The 23,163-nt window shown below is 71.6% G+C and carries 24 protein-coding genes; 16 read left to right on the top strand and 8 right to left on the bottom strand.

What is annotated here, in order from left to right; genetic code table 11:
- Complete coding sequence (locus ACYBSK_RS32870) at nt 1–1,449, bottom strand: NAD(P)H-quinone dehydrogenase (protein ID WP_457480902.1); 1,449 nt, start codon at nt 1,447–1,449, stop codon at nt 1–3.
- Between the two features lie 141 nt (nt 1,450–1,590).
- Between ACYBSK_RS32870 and ACYBSK_RS32875 the strand changes: the two genes are divergently transcribed.
- The 3 genes from ACYBSK_RS32875 to ACYBSK_RS32885 all read left to right on the top strand — a co-directional run bounded on the left by ACYBSK_RS32875 (nt 1,591) and on the right by ACYBSK_RS32885 (nt 4,869).
- Nucleotides 1,591–2,028 (top strand): gamma-glutamylcyclotransferase, encoded by a 438-nt coding sequence (locus tag ACYBSK_RS32875; protein WP_457480903.1) that lies wholly within the window; start codon nt 1,591–1,593, stop codon nt 2,026–2,028.
- Nucleotides 2,029–2,156: 128 nt separating this feature from the next.
- A complete protein-coding gene (locus ACYBSK_RS32880) occupies nt 2,157–2,981 on the top strand; it encodes a purine-nucleoside phosphorylase (RefSeq protein WP_457480904.1) in 825 nt (274 codons plus the stop codon).
- A gap of 232 nt (nt 2,982–3,213) precedes the next feature.
- On the top strand, nt 3,214–4,869 hold the full coding sequence (locus ACYBSK_RS32885; RefSeq protein ID WP_460244283.1) for a phospho-sugar mutase: 1,656 nt from the start codon (nt 3,214–3,216) through the stop codon (nt 4,867–4,869).
- Between the two features lie 109 nt (nt 4,870–4,978).
- Here the strand turns inward: ACYBSK_RS32885 and ACYBSK_RS32890 are convergent, their stop codons facing one another.
- Entirely contained in the window at nt 4,979–5,602 is a 624-nt protein-coding gene (locus ACYBSK_RS32890) for a PH domain-containing protein (protein ID WP_457480906.1), read from the bottom strand.
- A gap of 165 nt (nt 5,603–5,767) precedes the next feature.
- Between ACYBSK_RS32890 and deoC the strand changes: the two genes are divergently transcribed.
- The 3 genes from deoC to ACYBSK_RS32905 are packed head-to-tail and all read left to right on the top strand — an operon-like array spanning nt 5,768 to nt 9,056.
- A complete protein-coding gene (gene deoC / locus ACYBSK_RS32895) occupies nt 5,768–6,721 on the top strand; it encodes a deoxyribose-phosphate aldolase (protein ID WP_457480907.1) in 954 nt (317 codons plus the stop codon).
- 6 nt (nt 6,722–6,727) lie between these two features.
- Nucleotides 6,728–8,164: an aldehyde dehydrogenase family protein gene (locus tag ACYBSK_RS32900; RefSeq protein WP_460244284.1), complete on the top strand. Its 1,437-nt coding sequence runs from the start codon at nt 6,728–6,730 to the stop codon at nt 8,162–8,164.
- A complete protein-coding gene (locus tag ACYBSK_RS32905; protein WP_460244285.1) occupies nt 8,157–9,056 on the top strand; it encodes an aldehyde dehydrogenase family protein in 900 nt (299 codons plus the stop codon). Before ACYBSK_RS32900 ends, ACYBSK_RS32905 begins: the two co-directional genes overlap by 8 nt.
- Before the next feature lie 225 nt (nt 9,057–9,281).
- On the opposite strand, the gene ACYBSK_RS32910 is transcribed toward ACYBSK_RS32905, so the two are convergent.
- Nucleotides 9,282–9,692 carry a hypothetical protein gene (locus ACYBSK_RS32910; protein ID WP_457480910.1) on the bottom strand — a complete coding sequence of 137 codons (411 nt, stop codon included), beginning with the start codon at nt 9,690–9,692 and terminating at the stop codon, nt 9,282–9,284.
- 126 nt (nt 9,693–9,818) lie between these two features.
- On the opposite strand from ACYBSK_RS32910, the gene ACYBSK_RS32915 reads away from it, so the two are divergent.
- Entirely contained in the window at nt 9,819–10,451 is a 633-nt protein-coding gene (locus ACYBSK_RS32915) for a uridine kinase family protein (protein ID WP_457480911.1), read from the top strand.
- A 252-nt stretch (nt 10,452–10,703) separates the two neighbouring features.
- Here the strand turns inward: ACYBSK_RS32915 and ACYBSK_RS32920 are convergent, their stop codons facing one another.
- Complete coding sequence (locus ACYBSK_RS32920) at nt 10,704–11,468, bottom strand: SigE family RNA polymerase sigma factor (RefSeq protein ID WP_457480912.1); 765 nt, start codon at nt 11,466–11,468, stop codon at nt 10,704–10,706.
- 239 nt (nt 11,469–11,707) lie between these two features.
- Between ACYBSK_RS32920 and afsQ1 the strand changes: the two genes are divergently transcribed.
- The 5 genes from afsQ1 to ACYBSK_RS32945 all read left to right on the top strand — a co-directional run bounded on the left by afsQ1 (nt 11,708) and on the right by ACYBSK_RS32945 (nt 15,480).
- Nucleotides 11,708–12,385, top strand: coding sequence for a two-component system response regulator AfsQ1 (gene afsQ1 / locus ACYBSK_RS32925; protein WP_013001223.1), 678 nt, complete (start codon nt 11,708–11,710; stop codon nt 12,383–12,385).
- Nucleotides 12,382–13,950 carry an ATP-binding protein gene (locus ACYBSK_RS32930; protein WP_457480913.1) on the top strand — a complete coding sequence of 523 codons (1,569 nt, stop codon included), beginning with the start codon at nt 12,382–12,384 and terminating at the stop codon, nt 13,948–13,950. The genes afsQ1 and ACYBSK_RS32930 overlap by 4 nt, the downstream gene beginning before the upstream one ends.
- Nucleotides 13,950–14,549 (top strand): hypothetical protein, encoded by a 600-nt coding sequence (locus ACYBSK_RS32935; RefSeq protein WP_457480914.1) that lies wholly within the window; start codon nt 13,950–13,952, stop codon nt 14,547–14,549. Before ACYBSK_RS32930 ends, ACYBSK_RS32935 begins: the two co-directional genes overlap by 1 nt.
- A gap of 108 nt (nt 14,550–14,657) precedes the next feature.
- A complete protein-coding gene (locus tag ACYBSK_RS32940) occupies nt 14,658–15,200 on the top strand; it encodes a VanZ family protein (RefSeq protein ID WP_457480915.1) in 543 nt (180 codons plus the stop codon).
- 79 nt (nt 15,201–15,279) lie between these two features.
- Nucleotides 15,280–15,480 (top strand): PspC domain-containing protein, encoded by a 201-nt coding sequence (locus tag ACYBSK_RS32945; RefSeq protein WP_457480916.1) that lies wholly within the window; start codon nt 15,280–15,282, stop codon nt 15,478–15,480.
- A 78-nt stretch (nt 15,481–15,558) separates the two neighbouring features.
- Here ACYBSK_RS32945 and ACYBSK_RS32950 read toward each other — a convergent pair whose 3' ends face one another.
- Together ACYBSK_RS32950 and ACYBSK_RS32955 are read right to left on the bottom strand one after the other, a co-directional pair.
- On the bottom strand, nt 15,559–15,882 hold the full coding sequence (locus ACYBSK_RS32950; protein ID WP_457480917.1) for an ATP-binding protein: 324 nt from the start codon (nt 15,880–15,882) through the stop codon (nt 15,559–15,561).
- A gap of 137 nt (nt 15,883–16,019) precedes the next feature.
- On the bottom strand, nt 16,020–17,186 hold the full coding sequence (locus ACYBSK_RS32955) for an adenosine deaminase (RefSeq protein ID WP_457480918.1): 1,167 nt from the start codon (nt 17,184–17,186) through the stop codon (nt 16,020–16,022).
- A 173-nt stretch (nt 17,187–17,359) separates the two neighbouring features.
- Between ACYBSK_RS32955 and ACYBSK_RS32960 the strand changes: the two genes are divergently transcribed.
- The gene (locus ACYBSK_RS32960; RefSeq protein WP_457480919.1) at nt 17,360–18,112 is read left to right on the top strand and encodes an alpha/beta hydrolase; all 753 of its coding nucleotides are present in this window, start codon (nt 17,360–17,362) and stop codon (nt 18,110–18,112) included.
- 85 nt (nt 18,113–18,197) lie between these two features.
- On the opposite strand, the gene ACYBSK_RS32965 is transcribed toward ACYBSK_RS32960, so the two are convergent.
- Nucleotides 18,198–19,196 (bottom strand): LysR family transcriptional regulator, encoded by a 999-nt coding sequence (locus ACYBSK_RS32965; protein ID WP_460244286.1) that lies wholly within the window; start codon nt 19,194–19,196, stop codon nt 18,198–18,200.
- A gap of 63 nt (nt 19,197–19,259) precedes the next feature.
- Here ACYBSK_RS32965 and ACYBSK_RS32970 point away from each other — a divergent pair, with 63 nt between their 5' ends.
- Nucleotides 19,260–20,576: an MFS transporter gene (locus tag ACYBSK_RS32970; protein WP_460244287.1), complete on the top strand. Its 1,317-nt coding sequence runs from the start codon at nt 19,260–19,262 to the stop codon at nt 20,574–20,576.
- A gap of 127 nt (nt 20,577–20,703) precedes the next feature.
- Nucleotides 20,704–21,681: a sigma-70 family RNA polymerase sigma factor gene (locus ACYBSK_RS32975; protein ID WP_457480922.1), complete on the top strand. Its 978-nt coding sequence runs from the start codon at nt 20,704–20,706 to the stop codon at nt 21,679–21,681.
- Here the strand turns inward: ACYBSK_RS32975 and ACYBSK_RS32980 are convergent.
- Entirely contained in the window at nt 21,592–22,026 is a 435-nt protein-coding gene (locus ACYBSK_RS32980; protein ID WP_457480923.1) for an STAS domain-containing protein, read from the bottom strand. The genes ACYBSK_RS32975 and ACYBSK_RS32980 overlap by 90 nt on opposite strands.
- A 130-nt stretch (nt 22,027–22,156) precedes the next feature.
- Here ACYBSK_RS32980 and ACYBSK_RS32985 point away from each other — a divergent pair, with 130 nt between their 5' ends.
- On the top strand, nt 22,157–23,089 hold the full coding sequence (locus tag ACYBSK_RS32985; RefSeq protein WP_457480924.1) for an AEC family transporter: 933 nt from the start codon (nt 22,157–22,159) through the stop codon (nt 23,087–23,089).
- Nucleotides 23,090–23,163 lie beyond the last annotated feature (74 nt).

Consider the following 23,163-nt stretch of genomic DNA (forward strand, 5'->3'; position numbering starts at 1 on the left):
TCAGCCCTCTTCGGCGATCTTCCGCGTGTGGAGCTGACGCGCGACTTCGGCGATCGAGCCCGACAGCGAGGGGTACACGGTGAACGTGTTCGCGATCTGCTCGACGGTCAGATTGTTGTCGACCGCGATCGAGATGGGATGGATCAGTTCCGAAGCGCGCGGCGCGACGACCACACCGCCGACCACGATGCCGGTGCCCGGCCGGCAGAAGATCTTGACGAAGCCGTCCCGGATGCCCTGCATCTTCGCGCGCGGGTTGCGCAGCAGCGGCAGCTTGACGACGCGGGCGTCGATCTTCCCGGCGTCGACGTCGGCCTGCGTGTAGCCGACGGTCGCGATCTCGGGGTCGGTGAAGACGTTCGACGAGACCGTCTTGAGGTTCAGCGGCGTCACCGCGTCGCCCAGGAAGTGGTACATCGCGATGCGGCCCTGCATCGCGGCGACGGACGCGAGCGCGAAGACACCGGTCACGTCACCGGCCGCGTACACGCCGGGAGCGGTGGTACGGCTGACCTTGTCGGTCCAGATGTGGCCCGACTCCTTCAGCTTGACGCCCGCCTCCTCCAGGCCGAGGTCCGCGCTGTTGGGGATCGCGCCGACCGCCATCAGGCAGTGCGTACCGGAGATGACCCGGCCGTCGGAGAGCGTCACCTCGACGCGGTCGCCGACGCGCTTGGCGGACGCGGCGCGCGAGCGGGCCATGACGTTCATGCCGCGGCGCCGGAACACGTCCTCCAGGACGGCCGCGGCGTCCGGGTCCTCGCCGGGCAGCACGCGGTCGCGGGACGAGACGAGGGTGACCTTGGAACCGAGCGCCTGGTAGGCGCCGGCGAACTCGGCACCGGTGACACCGGAGCCGACCACGATGAGCTCCTCGGGGAGCTCGTCCAGGTCGTACACCTGCGTCCAGTTGAAGATGCGCTCGCCGTCGGGCTGCGCGTCCGGCACCTCGCGCGGGTGGCCGCCCGTACAGATGAGCACCGCGTCGGCGACGAGGGTCTCCTCGCTGCCGTCGGCGGCGGTGACGATCACCTTGCGGGAGCCGTCGAGCGCCTGCTGGCCGTCGAGGCGGCCCTTGCCGCGCAGCACGCGCGCGCCCGCGCGGGTGACGGAAGCGGTGATGTCGTGGGACTGGGCGAGCGCGAGGCGCTTCACCCGGCGGTTGACCTTGCCGAGGTCCACGCCGACGACGCGGGCCGGGGAGTCCGGGTCGGGGGTGTCGTCCTCGACGATGATGCCGAGCTCTTCGTACGAGGAGTCGAAGGTGGTCATCACCTCGGCCGTGGCGATCAGAGTCTTGGACGGCACGCAGTCGGTGAGCACCGACGCCCCGCCCAGACCGTCGCAGTCGACGACGGTCACCTCCGCGCCGAGGGACGCGGCCACCAACGCCGCCTCGTATCCGCCAGGTCCGCCACCGATGATCACGATCCGAGTCACATGCCCCATTGTCCCGCACGCTTCAAGTACGCACCGAGCCGGGGCCCCCGTGCGGCCCCCGCGCGGAGCGGAAAAACGCGTATCCCCTCTTAAGAGGGGTGCTTCGGTTACTCACGGGACTCGTGGGCCGTCTGACGTACGCTCGGTCCCATGTCGCTCTACGCCGCGTACGCCGGCAATCTCGACGCGCGGCTCATGACGCGCCGCGCCCCGCACTCGCCGCTGCGCGCGACCGGCTGGCTGAACGGCTGGCGGCTCACGTTCGGGGGCGAGCACATGGGCTGGGAGGGCGCGCTCGCGACCATCGTCGAGGCGCCGCGCTCGCAGGTCTTCGTCGCGCTGTACGACATCGCCCCGATGGACGAGGACTCGATGGACCGCTGGGAGGGCGTCGGTCTCGACATCTACCGGCGGATGCGGGTCCGCGTGGACACCCTGGAGGGCGAGGAACCCGCGTGGGTGTACGTACTGAACGGTTACGAGGGCGGGCTGCCCTCCGCGCGGTACCTGGGTGAGATCGCGGACGCGGCGGAGTCGGCGGGCGCGCCGCACGACTACTCGATGGAACTGCGCAAAAGGCCCTGCTGAGGCGCTCCGCGCCGGCCCCGGGGGCGGTCCCGTGGGCGGTCTTTCGTCGGAAACGACAAGGCAACGATCACAAGGACGTGACCTCCGACATCTACGCGCGTAGGCAACGACAGGCTACTCTCGTCGGCGTGAACGCTTCTCTTACTCCGGACCACGTCCTGGCAGACCCGTACGCCGCCGCCGACGCCGCAGCCGCGCGGCTGCGCGAGCTGACGGGCGCCGAGACCCACGACGTCGCCCTCGTGATGGGCTCCGGCTGGGCGCCGGCCGCCGAGGCGCTGGGCGAGCCCGCCGCCGAGTTCCCCTTCACCGAGCTGCCCGGCTTCACCGGCGCGGCCGTGGCCGGCCACGGCGGCACGGTCCGCTCGTACCAGGTCGGCGAGAAGCGCGCCCTGGTCTACCTGGGCCGTACGCACTTCTACGAGGGCCGGGGCGTCGCCGCCGTCGCGCACGGCGTACGCACCGCCGCCGCCGCGGGCTGCAAGACCATCGTGCTCACCAACGGCTGCGGCGGTCTGCGCCAGGGCATGCGCCCGGGGCAGCCGGTCCTGATCTCGGACCACATCAACCTGACGGCGGCCTCGCCGATCGTCGGCGCCAACTTCGTCGACCTCACCGACCTGTACTCCCCCCGGCTCCGCGCCCTCTGCAAGGAGATCGACCCGAGCCTGGAGGAGGGCGTGTACGCCCAGTTCACGGGCCCGCACTACGAGACGCCCGCGGAGGTCCGGATGGCCGGCATCCTCGGCGCGGACCTCGTCGGCATGTCCACCACCCTGGAGGCCATCGCGGCCCGGGAGGCGGGCGCCGAGGTCCTCGGCATCTCCCTCGTCACGAACCTGGCGGCGGGCCTGTCCGGCGAACCCCTCAACCACGAGGAGGTCCTCCAGGCCGGCCGCGACTCGGCCACGGCCATGGGCGACCTCCTGACCAAGGTCCTCGCCAAGATCTGACCCAAGCCGTCCGAGCCCCCGCGGCGACCGATCGGCGGGGCCCGGGGCGATCCGAGCTCCCGCTCGAGCTCCTGCGGCGACCGAGCAGCGGGGTCCGGGCCAATTTTCAGCCCTTGCGAGGGCTGAACAGCGCGGTCCGGGCCACATTGAGCCCCTGCGGCGATTGAGCAGCGGGGTCCGGGGCAGAGCCCCGAGGCGTCGACCCCGCCGCGGGCCAAGAACTCCCGAAGGAATGCGAACCGTGACCGACTCTGGCAGCACACCGCTCGACCGGGCGAAGACCTGGCTCGCTGAGGACCCGGACCCGGAAACCCGCGAGGAACTGGCCAAGCTCATCGAGGCCACCGACCTGGACGCACTCGCCGAGCGCTTCTCCGGCACCCTCCAGTTCGGCACCGCCGGCCTCCGCGGCGAACTCGGCGCGGGCCCCATGCGCATGAACCGCTCGGTGGTGATCCGCGCGGCCGCCGGCCTCGCCGCGTACCTGAAGGCACAGGGCCACACCGACGGCGTCGTCGTCATCGGCTACGACGCCCGCCACAAGTCCGCCGACTTCGCCCGCGACACCGCCGCGGTGATGGTCGGCGCCGGCCTGCGCGCCGCCCTCCTCCCCCGCCCGCTGCCCACCCCCGTACTCGCCTTCGCCATACGGCACCTGGGCGCCGTCGCGGGCGTCGAGGTGACCGCCTCGCACAACCCGCCGCGGGACAACGGCTACAAGGTGTACCTCGGCGACGGCTCGCAGATCGTGCCGCCCGCGGACGCGGAGATCGCCGCGCGGATCGACGCCGTGGCCTCGCTGCACGACGTGCCCCGCCCCGAGTCGGGCTGGGAGACCCTCGGCGACGAGGTCCTGACGGCGTACCTGGCACGCACGGACGCCGTCCTGGCACCCGGCTCCGCCCGCACGGCCCGCACCGTCTACACGGCGATGCACGGCGTCGGCAAGGACACGCTGCTCGCCGCCTTCGCCCGCGCCGGGTTCCCCGAGCCGGTGCTCGTGCCCGAGCAGGCCGAGCCCGACCCGGACTTCCCCACGGTGGCGTTCCCGAACCCGGAGGAGCCGGGCGCGATGGACCTGTCCTTCGCGACGGCCCGCTCGCTGTCCGAGGCCCCGGACCTGATCATCGCCAACGACCCGGACGCGGACCGCTGCGCGGTGGCCGTGCCGGACGGTGGCGCGTGGCGCATGCTGCGCGGCGACGAGGTGGGGGCGCTGCTCGCGGCGCACCTCGTGCGGCGGGGCGTGACCGGCGTGCTCGCCGAGTCGATCGTGTCGTCGTCGCTGCTCGGCCGGATCGCCGGGGCGGCGGGACTGCCGTACGAGGAGACGCTGACCGGGTTCAAGTGGATCGCGCGCGTCGAGGGCCTGCGGTACGGCTACGAGGAGGCGCTCGGCTATTGCGTCGACCCCGAGGGGGTGCGCGACAAGGACGGCATCACGGCGGCGCTGCTCGTGACCGAACTGGCGAGTGAGCTGAAGGAGCAGGGCCGTACGCTGCTGGACGCGCTCGACGACCTGGCGCTGGCGCACGGGCTGCACGCCACGGACCAGTTGAGCGTGCGGGTGGAGGACCTGTCCGTGATCGCGAACGCGATGCGGAGGCTGCGCGAGGCGCCGCCGGTGGAGCTGGCCGGGCTCGCGGTGTCCCGAGCGGACGACCTCTCCGAGGGGGAGGGCGGACTGCCGCCCACGGACGGACTCCGGTACGTCCTGGACGGGGCGCGCGTGGTGGTGCGGCCGTCGGGCACGGAGCCGAAGCTCAAGTGTTACCTGGAGGTCGTGGTGCCGGTGGCCGACAGGGCGTCCCTGGGTGCGGCGCGGGCCGAGGCCCGGGATCGTCTGACGGCCCTGAAGCGGGACCTCTCCTCCGCGGCAGGCATCTGACCCACCCGTCCGGGGTTGCGCCCACGGGGCTCTGCCCCGGACCCCGCTGCTCAATCGCCGCAGGGGCTCAATGCACCCACCTTCAGCCCTACCGGCGATCTTGGAGCCGCTACAGCGCGAGCAGGACGACGAGCAGCACGCCGCCCACGACCGCGGGCACGATGATCTCGTACGCCCAGCGCACGGCGGCGACGCCCTGGGCCGTCCCGGCCTCACCCCGCACCTCGTGCAACTCGCGCAGCTCGTCCATGGCCTGGTCACCCGTGGAGCGCTGGGGGCCGCCCACCGGCAGCCCGGAGACGCCGGGGGCGGGGCGGCCGCCCTTGGCTGCGCGCATCTGCTGGCGCTGCGCCTTGCGGCGGCCGCGCAGGGAGACGGGGATGGACCAGAGCTGGTACTTGGCACCGCCCTGGTCGACGACCTCGTTCGAGTACCCGGACCTGAAGCCCGCGACGGCGGACCACGGCAGGGTGACGTCCCGGAAGGGGTTGCGCACGCGCATCCGCTCGTCGTTGCCGAAGACGGCGGGACGGATGGTGAACGCGACGACGAGCGGCGCCACGAACAGCAGCCCGGCGACCGCGGTCCACGGGGTGCGGCCGCTTCCGTTGACGATCGCGTCGATTCCGAGCCAGGCGCCGATCAGGAGCAGCACCACGCCACCGGCGATACCGGCCGGTGACCGATAGATCCGGTCCTTCACCTGCGGGGGCGTGGTCTCACTGCGCGTCATGGCTCGATTGTGCCCGACCCGTCAACCCCCGGCCCCCACCAAGCCCCTCCGGCGATTGAGGAGCGGGGTCCGGGGCGGAGCCCCGGGGGTGCAACCACGGTCCCCGAAACCGCGAACCCACCCTGTACAAGCCGCTACGCGCGTAGATATGCTCCCCTCGTGACCATGCCCAGTTCTGCACCCGCCCCCGCACACCAGGACGTCACCTCGTCCACCGCCTCCCTGCGCCGCTTCCTCCACGGCCTCCCCGGCGTGGACGCGGTCGGCCTGGAGGCGCGCGCCGCGTCGCTCGGAACGCGTTCCATCAAGACGACGGCGAAGGCGTACGCCATCGACCTGGCCATCTCGATGATCGACCTCACGACGCTGGAGGGCGCCGACACCCCGGGCAAGGTCCGGGCCCTCGGCGCGAAGGCGGTCAACCCGGACCCGACCGACCGCACCGCACCCCGCACCGCCGCGGTCTGCGTCTACCCCGACATGGTGGCCACGGCGAAGGCCGCCGTCGCGGGCACGGACGTCAAGGTCGCCTCCGTCGCCACCGCCTTCCCGGCCGGCCGCGCCGCCCTCGACGTCAAGCTCGCGGACGTGAAGGACGCCGTCGAGGCGGGTGCCGACGAGATCGACATGGTCATCGACCGCGGCGCCTTCCTCGCGGGCGACTACCTGAAGGTCCACGACGAGATCCGCGCGGTGAAGGAGGCCTCGGGCGCCGCCCGCCTCAAGGTCATCTTCGAGACCGGCGAGCTCTCGACGTACGACAACATCCGCCGCGCGAGCTGGCTCGGCATGCTGGCCGGGGCCGACTTCATCAAGACCTCCACGGGCAAGGTGGGCGTCAACGCGACGCCCGCCAACACCCTGCTCATGCTCGAAGCCGTTCGCGACTTCCGCGCCGCGACCGGGGTGCAGGTCGGCGTGAAGCCCGCGGGCGGCATCCGCACCTCCAAGGACGCCGTCAAGTTCCTGGTCCTCGTGAACGAGACCGCGGGCGAGGACTGGCTCGACAACCACTGGTTCCGCTTCGGCGCCTCCAGCCTGCTGAACGACCTGTTGATGCAGCGTCAGAAGCTGGCCACCGGCCGCTACTCCGGTCCCGACTACGTGACGGTGGACTGATCACCCATGGCATCTGCATTTGAGTACGCACCGGCCCCCGAGTCCCGCTCGGTGGTCGACATCGCCCCCTCCTACGGCCTCTTCATCGACGGCGAGTTCACCGACGCCGCCGACGGCAAGGTCTTCAAGACGGTCTCCCCCGCCACCGAGGAGGTCCTCTCCGAGGTCGCGCAGGCCGGCGAGGCCGACGTGGACCGCGCGGTGAGGGCCGCCCGGAAGGCGTTCGAGAAGTGGTCGGCGCTGCCGGGCGCGGAGCGCGGCAAGTACCTCTTCCGCATCGCCCGCATCATCCAGGAGCGCAGCCGCGAACTCGCGGTCCTCGAAACGCTGGACAACGGCAAGCCGATCAAGGAGACGCGGGACGCCGACCTCCCCCTCGTCGCCGCGCACTTCTTCTACTACGCGGGCTGGGCGGACAAACTCGACCACGCGGGCCTGGGCCCGAACCCCCGCCCGCTCGGCGTCGCGGGCCAGGTCATCCCGTGGAACTTCCCGCTCCTGATGCTGGCCTGGAAGATCGCCCCGGCGCTCGCGACCGGTAACACGGTCGTGCTGAAGCCCGCCGAGACGACCCCGCTCTCCGCGCTCTTCTTCGCGGACATCTGCCGCCAGGCGGGCCTGCCGAAGGGTGTCGTCAACATCCTCCCGGGATACGGCGACACGGGCGCGGCGCTCACCGCGCACCCGGACGTGAACAAGGTGGCGTTCACCGGTTCCACGGCCGTCGGCAAGGAGATCGCCCGCACCGTCGCCGGTACGGACAAGAAGCTGACGCTCGAACTCGGCGGCAAGGGCGCGAACATCGTCTTCGACGACGCCCCCATCGACCAGGCCGTCGAGGGCATCGTCACCGGCATCTTCTTCAACCAGGGCCAGGTCTGCTGCGCGGGCAGCCGCCTGCTCGTCCAGGAATCGATCCAGGACGAGCTGCTCGACTCGCTCAAGCGCCGCCTGACGACGCTGCGCCTCGGCGACCCGCTCGACAAGAACACCGACATCGGCGCGATCAACTCCGCCGAGCAGCTGGCCCGCATCACCGCGCTCACCGAGCAGGGCGAGGCGGAGGGCGCCGAGCGCTGGTCGGCCCCCTGCGAACTCCCCTCCTCCGGCTACTGGTTCGCCCCGACGCTCTTCACCAACGTCACCCAGGCGCACACCGTCGCCCGCGACGAGATCTTCGGCCCGGTCCTGTCCGTGCTCACCTTCCGTACGCCGGAAGAGGCCGTCGCCAAGGCCAACAACACGCAGTACGGGCTCTCGGCCGGCATCTGGACGGAGAAGGGCTCGCGCATCCTCGCCGTCGCGAACCGGCTGCGGGCCGGGGTCGTCTGGGCCAACACGTTCAACAAGTTCGACCCGACCTCGCCGTTCGGCGGCTACAAGGAGTCGGGCTTCGGCCGCGAGGGCGGTCGCCACGGTCTGGAGGCCTACCTCGATGTCTGATTCCCAGACGCGTCTGTCCGTCTTCAAGACCTACAAGCTGTACGTCGGCGGGAAGTTCCCGCGTTCCGAGAGCGGCCGGGTGTACGAAGTGACCGACGGCAAGAGCGGCGAGTGGCTGGCCAACGCGCCGCTCTCCTCCCGCAAGGACGCCCGTGACGCCGTGGTCGCCGCCCGCAAGGCCTTCGGCGGCTGGTCGGGCGCGACCGCGTACAACCGCGGCCAGATCCTCTACCGCGTCGCGGAGATGCTGGAGGGCCGCAGGGACCAGTTCGTACGCGAGGTCTCCGAGGCCGAGGGCATCGGCAAGTCGAAGGCCGCCGCGGTCGTCGACGCGGCGATCGACCGCTGGGTCTGGTACGCGGGCTGGACCGACAAGATCGCCCAGGTCGTCGGCGGGGCGAACCCGGTGGCGGGCCCGTTCTTCAACCTTTCGACGCCGGAGCCGACGGGTGTGGTGGCGGTCGTCGCGCCGCAGGAGTCGTCGTTCCTGGGGCTCGTCTCGGTGATCGCCCCGGTGATCGCGAGCGGCAACACGGCCGTCGTGATCGCGAGCGAGCGGTCCCCGCTGCCCGCACTCTCCCTCGGCGAGGTGCTCGCGACCTCGGACGTCCCCGGCGGCGTCGTCAACATCCTGTCCGGCAGGGCGTCCGAGATCGCGCCGTCGCTCGCCGCGCACCAGGACGTGAACGGCATCGACCTGACCGGGGCCGGCGTGGACCTCGCGAAGGAGCTGGAGATCGCGGCCGCGGACAACCTGAAGCGCGTCCGCCGTCCACAGCCTGTGGAGGACTTCACGGCCGACCCCGGCACGGACCGTCTGGCGACGTTCCTGGAGACCAAAACGGTCTGGCACCCGACGGGCTCCCTGGGCGCGTCCGGCTCCGCCTACTGACCCCCGCTCCTCAAGCGCCGCGGCTCTCTCAAGCGCCGCGGCTCTCTCAAGCGCCGCGGCTCTTTCCAGCCCCTCCGGCGCTTGAGCAGCGGGGTCCGGGGCAGAGCCCCGATCCTTCAAGCCCCTGCGGCGCTTGAGGAGCGGGGTCCGGGGCAGAGCCCCGATCCTTCAAGCCCCTGCGGCGCTTGAGCAGCGGGGTCCGGGGCGGAGCCCCGTGGCGTAGGTTCAGCCCGGCAGAACGCCCGCCACCGCACCGACCACGGGCAGCTCCTCCAGAGACGCCCCCGAGGTGACCGGCCCGGTCAACGCCTCCGTACTCACCGGCTTGAAGTCCGCCACCTGCGTCCCCACCGCGTTGTCCAACGGATCCACCCCCGTCCCGGCCAGCGGATCCAACTGCATCCGCTTCAACGTCCCCACCCCATTCGCCGTGGCGGCGTTGAGCGCCGTGGAAACACCCCCGGCCGCCGCCTCGACATTGCTGTCACCGGCCGACTGCGGCAGCGGAATCGGCGCCGCGCTCGCCGCGGCACCCCCCGCCCCGACAGCCACACCGGCCGCGGTCACAGTGAGTCCGACGCGCATGAGGGCGCGCCGCACAGAGGTCGAGGTCGTGGAGTCTGCGTGTCGTGCCATGGCGTTCTGCCCGAAACCCTTCGATTGTGTAATCACGTAGGTACACAGGGTAGTTGGGGTGGTGCGTACCACAACGGCACCACGCGGGGGAGGCAGCGCGGCGGCGATGCCTCACACTGGTGTCTCGTGAGTTCGCATCCTCCGATACCGACACGGGTCGTCCTGCTGACGGGCCCCTCGGGCTCCGGCAAGTCGTCGTTCGCCGCCCGCTCCGGGCTGCCCGTCCTCTGCCTCGACGACTTCTACAAGGAGGCGGGGGACCCCACGCTGCCGCTGGTGCCCGGCACTTCGGACATCGACTGGGACTCGCCGCTGTCGTGGGACGCCGAGGCGGCGGTCGCCGCGATCGGCGCGCTGTGCGCGACGGGGCGGACGAGTGTTCCCCTCTACGACATCGCGTCCAGTTCGCGGGTGGGCGAGGAGACGCTGGACATCGAGCGGACGCCGCTGTTCGTCGCGGAGGGGATCTTCGCGGCGGACATCGTGGAGCGGTGCCGGGAGTTGGGCGTGCTCGCCGATGCGCTGTGTCTGCGGGGGCGGCCGGTGACGACGTTCCGGCGGCGGTTGGTGCGGGATCTGCGGGAGGGGCGGAAGTCCGTGCCGTTCTTGTTGCGGCGGGGGTGGCGGTTGATGCGGACGGAGCGGGGGATTGTGGCGCGGCAGGTGGCGCTGGGGGCGCATGCGTGTGGCAAGGAGGAGGCGTTGGGGAGGGTTGCGGCGGCGGCCGCGGGGCGCTGCGTGAAGGCGCGCGCCGCGTAACGGTTCTTTTCGGCCGCACCGTGGTCGACGCCACGGGGCTCCGCCCCGGACCCCGCGCCTCAAACGCCGGCGGGGCTGGATCTGCTCAATCGCCGCAGGGGCTCGAATGGCCGGCCCGAAGTGTGGTCGGCGTGCATGCAAAACGGGACCGGAAAGACCCCCCGGCCTTCCGGTCCCGCTCGCTTCCCCCCTTTACCGCTCCCCCGTGGTACGCCCCGTTCCCCCGAACAGGGCCCCCGTTCCCCCCAGCCTTCAGGCGACGAGTTCGCCGAAGGACTCCTCCTGGTCGCGGCCGAAGCTCAGCACCTCGTCCTCGCGCAGTCGCCGCAGCGAGCGCCAGATGCTGGACTTGACCGTGCCCACGCTGATGTCGAGGATCTCCGCGATCTCCGGGTCCGTGCGGCCCTCGTAGTACCGAAGGACCAGCATCGTGCGCTGGAGTTCGGGGAGCCGGGCCAGGGCCTGCCACAGGACCGCGCGCAGCTCGGTGCCGCGCATCGCGTCCGTGTCGCCGGCCGTCTCCGGCAGCTCCTCGGTCGGGTACTCGTTCAGCTTGCGGCGGCGCCACGCGCTGATGTGCAGGTTCGTCATGGTGCGGCGGAGGTAGCCCCCGACCGCCGCCTTGTCGCTGATCCGGTCCCACGCCCGGTACGTCGAGAAGAGGGCGCTCTGAAGGAGGTCCTCGGCCTCGAAACGGTCACCGGTCAGGTGGTAGGCGGTTGCGTACAGGGAGGCGCGGCGCTCCTGGACGTAGGCCGTGAACTCGGCCTCCGACAAGGACGTCCGGCGCTGCTCCCCCGAGTCCTCCCTGTACGCGGCTCCCCCGTGACCCCCCTCGGCCACCGTCCCCCGTGCGTCAACCACCGTCATGAAACCGGTGTGCTGACGCCCGGTGCCGCGAGCGCACCCCCGCCCGCTCACGGCACCGGACTTCTCGTGACGCTCGGAAACCGTCCGGCCCATGTCGTGCAGACGCGTGACAACCGCGCTTGAGGTGGTGCTGTGCAGCGTGTTCATCTCGCGCCCCCCGTCGTGGAGTACCGAATACTTCCTGCGTCGCGTCGTTCGTCCTTCGCGATGACCAAAAGCTTGCCGGGCCGAGTTCATGGCGGTGTCCGTCGACTGTCACAGGCCTGTCACAGCGACTGCTGCTTTGGGGAGCGAATGTGGAGAGTCGGCGAAGCGGGCGCGTCGATGGGCACCTGACGCGCACACTCGGTCGAACTGAAGCCCTCTGATGGGCCAGAATGGCGCCTGTGCCTTCCCTGTTGCTGATCGAGGACGACGACGCCATCCGTACGGCCCTGGAGCTGTCTCTTACGCGCCAGGGCCACCGGGTTGCCACCGCTGCCACCGGAGAGGACGGGCTGAAGCTGCTGCGCGAGCAGCGGCCCGATCTGATCGTGCTGGACGTGATGCTGCCCGGCATCGACGGTTTCGAGGTGTGCCGCCGCATCCGGCGCACCGATCAACTGCCGATCATTCTGCTGACCGCGCGCAGCGACGACATCGACGTGGTGGTGGGCCTGGAGTCCGGCGCCGACGACTATGTCGTGAAGCCGGTGCAGGGGCGTGTGCTGGACGCGCGGATCCGGGCGGTGCTGCGGCGCGGTGAGCGGGAGGCCAACGACGCGGCGACGTTCGGCTCGTTGGTGATCGACCGGGCCGCGATGACGGTGACGAAGAACGGCGAGGACCTGCAACTGACGCCGACCGAGCTGCGGTTGCTGCTCGAACTGAGCAGGCGGCCCGGACAGGCGCTGTCCCGGCAGCAGTTGCTGCGCCTGGTGTGGGAGCACGACTACCTCGGTGACTCGCGGCTCGTCGACGCGTGCGTGCAGCGGCTGCGCGCGAAGGTCGAGGACGTGCCATCGTCGCCGACCCTGATCCGTACGGTGCGGGGTGTGGGCTACCGGCTGGACACGCCTCAGTGACGAAACCGCACGACAAGCTCCGGGGCGCGGCCGCGGCGAAGAAGGCACTGCTGTCCGGTCTGCGCTTCACCAGTCTGCGTCTGCGCCTGGTCGTCGTGTTCGCACTCGTGGCCCTGACGGCCGCGGTGTCCGCGTCGGGGATCGCGTACTGGCTCAATCGCGAGGCCGTGCTCACGCGCACGCAGGACGCGGCGCTCAGCGACTTCAAGCAGGAGATGCAGAACCGGGCGGCGGTGCTGCCCGAGGAGCCCACGCAGGGCGAGTTGCAGCACGCGGCGAACCTGATGGCGGGCAGCAGCCAGCACTTCAGCGTGATGCTGCTCGCGAAGGACGAGGACGGCCGCCGGGTCGTGGGCAATTCCGACCTGGACGCGTTCACCACCGCGGACGTGCCGAAGTCGCTGCGGGACGCGGTGACGAAGCAGCAGCCGATCAGCGGGGGCAACAAGCACGCGTACCACCTGTACTGGCAGCGGATCACGCAGGACGGCACGCCGTACCTGGTGGGCGGCGCCACGGTGAACGGCGGGCCGACCGGCTACATGCTCAAGTCCCTGGAGCCGGAGGCCAAGGACCTCAGCTCGCTCGCCTGGTCCCTCGGCATCGCCACCGCCCTCGCGCTCGTCGGCTCGGCGCTGCTCGCGCAGGCGGCGGCCACGACGGTGCTCAAGCCGGTGCACCGGCTGGGCGTCGCGGCGCGCAGGCTCGGCGAGGGCAAGCTGGACACCCGGCTGCGGGTGTCGGGGACGGACGAACTGGCCGAGCTGTCACGGACGTTCAACAAGACGGCGGAGAACCTGGAGAAGAAGGTCGCGGACATGAGCTCCCGCGACGAGTCCTCGCGCCGCTTCGTCGCCGACATGTCGCACGAGCTGCGCACGCCGCTCACCGCGATCACCGCCGTGACGGAGGTCCTGGAGGAGGAGCTGGACGCCGAGACCGGATCGGTCGACCCGATGATCGAGCCGGCCGTACGGCTCGTGGTCAGCGAGACCCGCCGGCTGAACGACCTCGTGGAGAACCTCATGGAGGTCACCCGCTTCGACGCGGGCAGCGCGAAGCTGGTCCTGGACGACGTCGACATCGCCGACCAGATCACCGCGTGCATCGACGCCCGCGCCTGGCTGGACGCGGTCGAGCTGGACGCCGAGCGCGGCATCACGGCGCGGCTCGACCCGCGCCGCCTCGACGTGATCCTCGCGAACCTGATCGGCAACGCCCTCAAGCACGGCGGTTCCCCGGTGCGGGTCTCCGTGACGACGGAGGGCGACGAACTCGTCATCGCCGTACGGGACCACGGGCCCGGTATCCCCGTGGACGTGCTGCCGCACGTCTTCGACCGTTTCTACAAGGCGAGCGCGTCGCGGCCCCGTTCGGAGGGCAGCGGCCTCGGCCTGTCCATCGCCATGGAGAACGCGCGGATCCACGGCGGCCGCATCGGCGCGGCGAACTCACCGGACGGGGGCGCGGTGTTCACCCTGTACCTGCCGCTCGACGGGGGGCCGCTGGCCGAGGCCGCGGAAGAGGACGCCAAGGACGCGCGGGAAGGCGGGGTGTCCAAGTGATGCGTCGTGCACGGCTGTGGGGGCTGATCGGCCTCGCGGGGGCCCTGCTCGCCGGGTGCGGGATCCGGCCCACGGAGGTGCCGACCGACTTCGGCGCGGCGCCCACGCGCGTGGGGTGCGCGCTGTCGGGGTCGGACGAGGTGGAGGCGCAGGCGGGCGGCGAGTTCCCGGTGCAGGTGTATCTGGTCTGTACGTCGCAGCTGGTGACGGTCGACCGGACGATCACGCTGGAGCGGGGGCAGTCGACCGACCGGGTCGTGGTCGCGCGGGAGCTGTTGGCGCAGCTGGAGGCGGACCCCTCCGGGGAGGAGCGGACGGCCGGGTACACGTCGGACGTCCGGCCCGGGATCAAGGTGTCGGGGGCGCGGGAGGGCGATCCCGCGGATGCGCTGCGCTTGAGCGCGCCGCCGGACGACCTTTCGCCGTATGCGCTGGCGCAGATCGTTTGTACGTTCGCGAACAGTGCGGTGACGTCCGAGGACGATGAGCGGGTGGTGCTCGGGGGGCCTGAGGACGACTCGGTGCGGGAGTACACCTGTACGGATGCGGTGAAGGCGCGGCCGGGGCTGATCCCGACCCCCGCCAAGACCGTGAACTGACACCCACCCGACTCTTGGGGCTCCGCCCCAAACCCCGCTCCTCAATCGCCGGAGGGGCAGGAAGAGGTGGGCGGAACCGATCGTTGTGCGGGGGGCGTCTAGGGGGGCGTGCAGCGCCATCGCTCGGGCGGCCACAGGGCCGCCGTCCGTTTCCGTGCGGCAGGGATCGCCGTCCTCGCCGCGCATCTCCTTTTCGTCGGCTGGTTCACGCTGCGCCCCCTCGACGTCCCCTGGGTCAGCGCAGCGAACCTGCACCCGTTCGCCGGCATCCGCTCCGACCTCGCCCTCGGCTGGCGCGAGGCGACGCTGCGGATCGGCGAGGGCCTGGCGCTGCTCGCCCCGCTCGGCGTACTGCTGCCCGTGGCGGGCGGCCGCCTCTCCGTGTCGCTGTGGGGGTCGATGGTGCGCACCGTCGCCGTCACCGCGCTGATCTCCCTCGGCATCGAGCTGCTCCAGACCGGCGTGCCGGGCCAGGTCGTGGACGTGGACTCGCTGCTCCTGAACACGGTGGGCGCCGCCCTCGCGTACCTCGCGGTCGTGCCCGCCCTGCGCTCGTGGATGCGCCGCAGGTCGGAGGGCGTACCCCTGCCGCCTAAGGAGCCGGCTCAGGGTCCGACCCCGACGATTCCCAGGGTCGGCATCGCTCCGTGAGCTGACGCTTTGCCCGGTTCGTCGCCGTACCTTCGAATACGTAAGCACCACACACCAGAGGTTCGCGAAGGAGCCCACCATGACCGCCCTTGCCCGCCCCACGAACGGACGGATGATCGGCGGAGTGTGCGCAGCGCTGGCACGGCGCTTCGGCACCTCCGCGACCACGATGCGCGTGATCTTCCTGCTGTCCTGCCTGCTGCCGGGGCCGCAGTTCCTGCTCTACATCGCGCTGTGGGTCCTGCTGCCCAGCGAGAACAAGGTCCGCCAGGCCTGGTGACGCGCGGCGTCCGGCCGTGAAGACGCCGAAGGGGCGCACCCGCGAAACGCGGGTGCGCCCCTTCGGCGTGTGCGTGGGTCAGCCGATCGGCAGGCCACCGAGCAGCCCGGAGACCGGGTCGCCACCGTCGCCGGGCAGGGCGCCCTGGGTGACCTGCTCGACGGCGGGCGTGGCCGAGTTGAGCCCGCTGGCCACCGCGTTCTGGCCCGCGGCCAGGGACTCGGCACCACCGGCGGGCAGCGTCGACGCCACGTCCTGGAGCGGCAGCGCGGAGGTCACGGAACCGACGGTGTCGGCGGCGTCGGGGACGGCCGGGGCGGCGCTCGCGGCACCCGCGCCGGCGGCGGCGAAGGCGGCTCCGAGAGCGGCGACACCGAGGGTCTTGGCAGCAAACTGCTTCATAGTGAAAAGCGTCCTCTTGACGATGACGGGGGAATGAGCGGTCCACGACCGTAAACACTCTTTCGCGGCGCCCGCAAACACCGAAACGCGGCCGCGAACACCCGTTCCCAGCCGCGCCCCCGCCCCGCACAAAAACTCTATTTCTGGGAAGAACCGCTGGTCGAAGCGGTCTGCCGGAACAGCCATTCGGACTTCAACTCGGCGTATCCGGGCTTGATGACGTCATTGATCATCGCGAGTCGTTCATCGAAAGGAATGAACGCCGATTTCATCGCATTGACAGAGAACCACTGCATGTCGTCGAGCGTGTACCCGAAGGCCTCGACCAGGTGCTCGAACTCGCGGCTCATCGACGTGCCGGACATCAGCCGGTTGTCCGTGTTCACCGTCGCCCTGAAGTGCAGCTTCCGCAGCAGCCCGATGGGGTGCTCGCCGTAGGAGCTCGCGGCGCCGGTCTGAAGGTTCGACGAGGGGCACAGCTCCAGCGGGATCCGCTTGTCCCGGACGTACGAGGCGAGGCGGCCCAGCTGGACGCCGCCGTCGTCCGCCACCTTGATGTCGTCGATGATGCGCACCCCGTGCCCGAGGCGGTCCGCGCCGCACCACTGGAGGGCCTGCCAGATCGACGGCAGGCCGAAGGCCTCGCCCGCGTGGATCGTGAAGTGGTTGTTCTCCCGCTTGAGGTACTCGAAGGCGTCGAGGTGGCGGGTGGGAGGGAAGCCGGCCTCGGCGCCCGCGATGTCGAAGCCGACGACGCCCAGGTCCCGGTAGCGGTTGGCGAGTTCGGCGATCTCCAGGGCGCGGGCCGCGTGCCGCATCGCGGTGAGCAGGGCCCCCACACGGATCCGGTGCCCGTTCTCCTTCGCGCGCCGCTCGCCCTCCCGGAAGCCCTCGTTGACCGCCTCGACGACCTCTTCGAGGGTGAGCCCCTGCTCCAGGTGCTGCTCGGGGGCGTAGCGGATCTCGGCGTAGACGACCCCGTCCTCGGCGAGGTCCTCGGCGCACTCGGCGGCCACCCGGAACAGCGCCTCGCGGGTCTGCATGACGGCGCAGGTGTGGCTGAACGTCTCCAAGTACCGCTCCAGGGAGCCGGAGTCGGCCGCTTCCCGGAACCAGATGCCGAGCTTGTCGGGGTCGGTCTCCGGCAGGTTCCCGTACCCGCTCTCGCGGGCGAGGTCGACGACGGTACCGGGGCGCAGGCCGCCGTCGAGGTGGTCGTGCAGGAGCACCTTCGGGGCGCGGCGGATCTGCTCCGAGGTCGGCACCTGGGGGCTGTTGGGGTTCGCGGTGATCGGGCTCGTCATTTCCGCACTCTAACTCCTACGCGCGTAGATCGCGCCGGTTCGTTGTCTGTTCGTTGCGTGGGAACGGGCGCTCGTGGCGGGAGAGCGGGAGAAAGGGTGCGGCGTGATCCGTCGATACCCAACAGTGACCCAAGGGGGGACGCGGGCCTCGGGGCTTCTGACACTGTGCTGTCATGCAGCAGCGAGCGACGCAGGGCCGCGAGGCGCGGCTTGCCAAGGCGGCCGGGCCGGTGCCGGGAGCGGTGGGCGGCGTGGTGCTGCTGCTTCCCGCGGGTGAGGAGACGTCGGCCCGGGGCCCGTCGGCGCTGGCGCAGGCCGCCGTACGGCCGCTCGCCCGCCGCCTCACGCGCGCGGGCCGCGACGCGGGCCTGGTGACGCACGTCGTGCAGTACCGGTGCCGGGGCTGGAACGGGACGCAGGCCGAGCTGGCGCGGGACGCCGAATGGGCCGCCGACGAGGTGGTGCGGCGCTACGGCGACGTACCGATCTGCCTCGCGGGCATCGACATGGGCGGCCGGGCCGCGCTGCACGCCGCCGGTCACGAGGCCGTCAACTCCGTGCTCGCGCTGGCCCCTTGGCTGCCGGAGGACGATGTGGCGGCGCCGCTCGAACCGGTGAAGCAGCTCGCGGGCCGCCAGGTGCTGATCGTGCACGGCACGGACGACCGGCGGACGGACCCGGAGCTGTCGTTCCGGCTCGCGGGACGGGCCAAGAAGGCCAACCGTGACGTGTGCCGCTTCGAGGTGCACTCCGACGGGCATGCGCTGGCTCAGCACCGGTATGAGGTGGGGTCGTTGGCCGTGGACTTCGCGCTGGGGGCGTTGTTCGGGCAGCCGTTCTCCCGGCCGTTGCGGGACGCGTTCGCGGCGCCGCCGCCGTTGGGGTTGCGGATGCCGTTGGCGGCGGGGTTCGGGCGCACGCTCTGAGTGGGCCACCGTTTCAAGCCCCTGCGGCGATTGAGCAGGCGGCTCCGTGGCCGACGACTCGGGGCTCCGCCCCGGACCCCGCGCCTCAAACGCCGGCGGGGCTGGAAGTGTGCCCGGCAGGGCTGGCTGTGTGTTCCGGCAGGAGGCGGCCCTTGCGGGAGAGGAGGAACTTCTTGAAGGCCGCAACGGGAGGCGTGTCCGGGTGGCCGTCGAGCCAGGCGACGCCGATCTCCCGCACGGCCCGCTGCCCCGTCACCGTCAGCTCCACGACCCCCGGCCGCGGCACCGTCGGCGGCGGCAGCAGCGCGACCCCGAGGCCCGCCGCGACGAAGCCGCGCAGCGTCTCCGCCTCCTCGCCCTCGAACGCGATCCGGGGCGTGAAACCGGCCTCGGCGCACAGGTCGTCGCAGATGCGGCGCAGTCCGTAGCCGGGTTCGAGGGTGACGAAGGTTTCGTCGGCGGCCTCCGCCAGGCGGATGCGCTTGCGGCGGGCGAGACGGTGGTCCTCGGGGACGACGAGGCGCAGCCGCTGCTCGTCGAGGCGGCGGGCCACGAGCCCCGGCGCGTCCGGGACCGGTGACGTGAGGCAGAGGTCGAGCTCGCCCGCGCGCAGCCGCTCCAGCATCGCCTCCCCGTAGTTCTGCACGAGGCTGAAGCGGATACGGGGGTGGTCGGCGCGGAAGGCGCGGATCAGGCCGGGCACCGTCTCCGTACCCATGGTGTGCAGGAAGCCGAAGGCGACCTTGCCGGACTCGGGGTCGGCGTCGGCGCGCACCGACTCGGCCGCCCGCTCGATCTCGCCGAGGGCGCGCTCCACGGAGCCGAGGAACGTGCGGCCCGCCGGGGTCAGGGAGACCGTACGGCCGTGGCGGGCGAACAGGTCGACGCCCAGGTCGCGTTCGAGCCGCACCAGGGCCCGGGAGAGCGTGGACTGGGGCACGTTCATCTCCTGCGCGGCGCGCGTGACGTGCTCGGTGCGGGCGACGCCGGCGAAGTGGGCGAGGCGCGGGGCGAGCAACGCGACGATGTCTTCCTCGTCACTGGCGGGTGACACGCGCACCCGTGACCTCTGCTCATGCTCCATGGGAACGATTATGAAGGGTTCATGCATTGGACGCATGAGTGCTGGTCGTCCTACGTTCAGGGCATGTCGTCTGCCGATAGCCAGGCGGCCGCCACCCACGCGGTCGCCGCCCCTGCCCCCTCCTCCGACACCACGAACGCCGGCACCTCGAACGCCGACACCCGGATGACGCCCGGCGGCCCCGGCTACCGCCGGATGAGCTTCGCCCTGTTCCTCGCGGGGGTCGCCACCTTCGCGCTCCTCTACTCGACGCAGGCGCTGCTCCCCCTCATCTCCTCCGACTACGGCGCGAGCGCGAGCGCGGCCGCCTGGACGGTGTCCGCGTCGACCTTCGCCCTCGCGGTGTGCGTGCTGCCGCTGAGCGCGCTGTCCGAGCGGTTCGGGCGCCGCACGGTGATGACCGTCTCGCTGACGGTGGCCGTCCTCCTCGGGCTGCTGGTGCCCTTCGCCCCGAACCTCGGCGTGCTGATCACGCTGCGCGCGCTCCAGGGCGCGGCGCTCGCGGGGCTGCCCGCGTCCGCGATGGCGTACCTCGCGGAGGAGGTGCGGCCGAAGGCGCTGGTCGCGGCCATCGGGCTGTTCGTCGCCGGAAACTCCATCGGCGGCATGAGCGGCCGGATCATCGGCGGCTGGCTGGCGCAGGCCTGGGGCTGGCGGGTGGCCGTCGGGGTGATCGGCGTGATCGCGGTGGCGTGCGCCGTCGCGTTCCGGATGTTGCTGCCGACGCCGCGCAACTTCACGCCGGGGTCGCTGCGCCCGCGCGCCCTCGCCGCGACCGTGGGCAGCCATCTGGCGAACCCGCTGCTGCGCCGCCTGTACCTGATCGGCGCGCTGTTCATGATGGTGTTCGGCGGGGTCTACACGGTGATCGGCTACCGGCTGTCCGCGGCGCCGTTCTCCCTCCCGCAGGGCATCGTCGGCTCGATCTTCATCGTCTACCTGGTGGGGACCGTCTCCTCGGCCGCGGCGGGGCGCCTGGTCGGGCGGCTCGGGCGGCGCGGCACGCTCTACCTGGCGGCGGGGACCACGCTGACGGGCCTGGTGCTGGCCCTCGTGCCGCACATCGTCCCCGTGCTGCTCGGGCTGGTGCTGATCACGGCGGGCTTCTTCGCGGGGCACGCCACGGCGTCCTCGTCGGTGAGCCACACGGCCACGCACGGCAGGGCGCAGGCGTCCGCGCTCTACCAGTCCATGTACTACATCGGCTCCAGCGTGGGCTCGGCCGTCGGCGCCGTCGCCTTCCACGCGGCAGGCTGGGCGGGGACGGTGGGCCTCGGCTTCCTCGCGGTGCTCGGCGTCGTGTCGATCACGGCGTGGGGGACGTACGCGGCGCGGTCCGCGCGGCACCGGACGGCCGGGAACGCGGTCGCGGCGCGCTGAACGCCTGCCTCACCTGTTGCTGAGACAACCCTCCGACCTGGGCTTTTTCCCGGTCGGGGGGCCGTTGTCAGTGGGCTGCGGTAGCTTTCGTCGTGCTGGAACTCACAGCGGCGATGGGGGCGTTGAAATGAGTGACACCGCGACGAAGGCAGGTCTGGACGACCTGGAGAAGCACCGGGTCGAGCTGACCGGGTACTGCTATCGGATGCTGGGTTCGGCGTTCGAGGCCGAGGACGCCGTGCAGGACACGATGGTGCGGGCCTGGCGCAGCTTCGACAAGTTCGAGGGCCGCTCCTCCTTGCGCTCCTGGCTGTACCGCATCGCGACGAACGTGTGCCTGGACTCGCTGAACGCGGGGAACAAGCGGGCCCGTCCGATGGACCTGACGGCCGCGGCCCCGCTCGCCCAGGCCGCGCTGAACCCCCGCCCCGACAACGTGTGGCTGGAGCCGATACCGGACGCGCGGGTGCTGCCGACGGTGCACGATCCGGCGGAGGCGGCCGTGGCGCGGGAGTCGGTGCGGCTCGCGTTCGTGGCGGCGCTGCAACAGCTGCCGCCGAAGCAGCGGGCGGTGCTGATCCTGCGCGAGGTCCTGGCGTGGCGGGCGCAGGAGGTCGCGGATCTGCTCGACACCTCGGTGGCGTCGGTGAACAGCGCGCTCCAGCGGGCGCGGGCGACGCTGGCGGAGGCCCCGCCCGCGGACTCCGCGACGGCGAACCCGCTCGACGAGGAGCAGCAGAAGCTCCTGGAGCGCTACATCGCGGCGTTCGAGGGCTACGACATGAAGGCGCTCACCGAGCTGCTCGCCGAGGACGCCATCATGACGATGCCGCCGTTCGACCTGTGGCTGCGCGGCCCGGAGGACATCACGGGCTTCATGACGACGATCGGCGCGTCCTGCGCGGGTTCGCGTCTGCTGCCGGTGGTGTCGAACGGGACGCCGGCGTTCGCCCACTACAAGCCGGATCCGGACAAGGGGGGCTTCGCACCCTGGGCGATCCAGGTCATCGAGTTCTCAGGCGGGCGGATCGCGGGGTACCACTGCTTCCTCGACACGCAGCGCTGGTTCCCGCTGTTCGGCGTCCCGGACCACCTCGACGCCTGACGGTTCGCCGGCGGGCGGGGGCGCTCCCAGCACCCCGCCCATCCCGGCGAGTTCGAGGATGACGGCGAGCCCGGCGGGCGGATCGCGGAGCACGATCCGAAAGCCCGCGCGGCGGGCCGTGAGCTGCATACGGGCGAGCGCGTCGAGGGTCGTCAGGTCGGCGGTGGTCACGGCCGAGACGTCGCAGACGACGGTGGGGGCGGCGCCGGGTGTGCCGTCCCGGGCGGCGCGGACGCGCTCGCACAGACGGGGCGCGTCGCCGGATCGGATCGGTCCGGCGAGCGCCACCACCGGCGAGGAGTCGGGAGGGGACTCGGGCTCGGGAGGGAGAGGGGAAGCAGCCACGTACGAATGACCGGGCGGCGGTGCGGAATTCATCGGTGCCGTCCGGATCCGGCCGCGTGGGCTGGATCACGTTGATTCGGATAGTGGATCAACGTTGACCGGCGATCCGTCCACGACGGAGTCTTGACGTGTGCAGGGGGTACTCAACGGTTTCGCGGTCATCGCGATCGTCATCGCGATCGGCTACGTCATCGGCCGCCGCGGCTATCTGGGGGCGAACGGCCGGGAGGTCCTCAACAAGCTGGCGTTCCATGTGGCGTCGCCCGCGCTGCTGTTCACCATGCTGGCCAAGGCGGACCTGGCGGTGATCCTGTCGCCGAGCCTGCTGGTCACGGCGCTCTCCACGGCGGCGATGGCCGGAATCTTCATCACGGTGGGTGTGCTGCGCGGCTGGGGAACGGGCCGCACCACGATCGGCGCGCTCTGCTCGTCGCTGGTGAACTCCGGGAACCTGGGCATCCCCATCGCGGTGTACGTCCTCGGGGACGCCTCGCTCGTCGCCCCGGTCCTCCTCTTCCAACAGCTCGTCGTGACGCCGGTGGCGCTGACGGTGCTCGATCTGACGGAGGCGGCGTCCGGTGCGGCGCGGCTGACGTGGGGGCAGCGGCTGCTCACGCCGTTCCGGAATCCGGTGGCGATCGGTTCGCTGTCGGGGGTGCTGGTGTCGGCCACGGGGATCACGGTCCCGTCGCCGGTCTTCGACCCGCTGGAACTCATCGCGAACATGTCCGTCCCGGCGATCCTGATCGCGTTCGGCATCTCGCTGTGCGGGAGTTCGTGGCCGGGCGGCCGGGGCGCGGACCGGGCGCCGGTGCTGCTGTCGACGGCGCTGAAGGCGGTGGGCCAGCCGGTGGTGGCGTGGGCGCTCGCCTCGTTCGTCTTCGGTCTGCACGGCGCGCGGTTGCTGGACGTCGTGGTGACGTCGGCGCTCCCGGCGGCCCAGAACATCTTCACGTACGCGAGCCGGTACCGGGTGGGCGAGCGGTTGGCACGGGAGTCGATCCTGCTGTCGACGATGGCGTCGGTACCGGTGCTGGTGGTGGTGGCGGCGCTGCTGGGGTGACCCGAGCGCAGGGCCGCCGTCCCGTCCTGCCTCCCGTTTCCTACGCCTCGGGGCTCCGCCCCGGGCCCCGCGCC

Source organism: Streptomyces sp. BYX5S (assembly GCF_054724165.1).

Coding starts and splice junctions, on each gene's coding strand:
- ACYBSK_RS32890 (WP_457480906.1), bottom strand. CDS start 5,602: ATGACGCGCAGTGAGACCACGCCCCCGCAGGTGAAGGACCGGATCTAT.
- ACYBSK_RS32885 (WP_460244283.1), top strand. CDS start 3,214: ATGCGAACCGTGACCGACTCTGGCAGCACACCGCTCGACCGGGCGAAG.
- ACYBSK_RS32945 (WP_457480916.1), top strand. CDS start 15,280: ATGACCGCCCTTGCCCGCCCCACGAACGGACGGATGATCGGCGGAGTG.
- ACYBSK_RS32970 (WP_460244287.1), top strand. CDS start 19,260: ATGTCGTCTGCCGATAGCCAGGCGGCCGCCACCCACGCGGTCGCCGCC.
- ACYBSK_RS32965 (WP_460244286.1), bottom strand. CDS start 19,196: ATGGAGCATGAGCAGAGGTCACGGGTGCGCGTGTCACCCGCCAGTGAC.
- ACYBSK_RS32875 (WP_457480903.1), top strand. CDS start 1,591: ATGTCGCTCTACGCCGCGTACGCCGGCAATCTCGACGCGCGGCTCATG.
- ACYBSK_RS32950 (WP_457480917.1), bottom strand. CDS start 15,882: ATGAAGCAGTTTGCTGCCAAGACCCTCGGTGTCGCCGCTCTCGGAGCC.
- ACYBSK_RS32920 (WP_457480912.1), bottom strand. CDS start 11,468: ATGAACACGCTGCACAGCACCACCTCAAGCGCGGTTGTCACGCGTCTG.
- ACYBSK_RS32900 (WP_460244284.1), top strand. CDS start 6,728: ATGGCATCTGCATTTGAGTACGCACCGGCCCCCGAGTCCCGCTCGGTG.
- ACYBSK_RS32870 (WP_457480902.1), bottom strand. CDS start 1,449: ATGGGGCATGTGACTCGGATCGTGATCATCGGTGGCGGACCTGGCGGA.
- deoC (WP_457480907.1), top strand. CDS start 5,768: ATGCCCAGTTCTGCACCCGCCCCCGCACACCAGGACGTCACCTCGTCC.
- ACYBSK_RS32910 (WP_457480910.1), bottom strand. CDS start 9,692: ATGGCACGACACGCAGACTCCACGACCTCGACCTCTGTGCGGCGCGCC.
- ACYBSK_RS32905 (WP_460244285.1), top strand. CDS start 8,157: ATGTCTGATTCCCAGACGCGTCTGTCCGTCTTCAAGACCTACAAGCTG.
- ACYBSK_RS32975 (WP_457480922.1), top strand. CDS start 20,704: ATGAGTGACACCGCGACGAAGGCAGGTCTGGACGACCTGGAGAAGCAC.
- ACYBSK_RS32960 (WP_457480919.1), top strand. CDS start 17,360: ATGCAGCAGCGAGCGACGCAGGGCCGCGAGGCGCGGCTTGCCAAGGCG.
- ACYBSK_RS32935 (WP_457480914.1), top strand. CDS start 13,950: ATGCGTCGTGCACGGCTGTGGGGGCTGATCGGCCTCGCGGGGGCCCTG.
- ACYBSK_RS32955 (WP_457480918.1), bottom strand. CDS start 17,186: ATGACGAGCCCGATCACCGCGAACCCCAACAGCCCCCAGGTGCCGACC.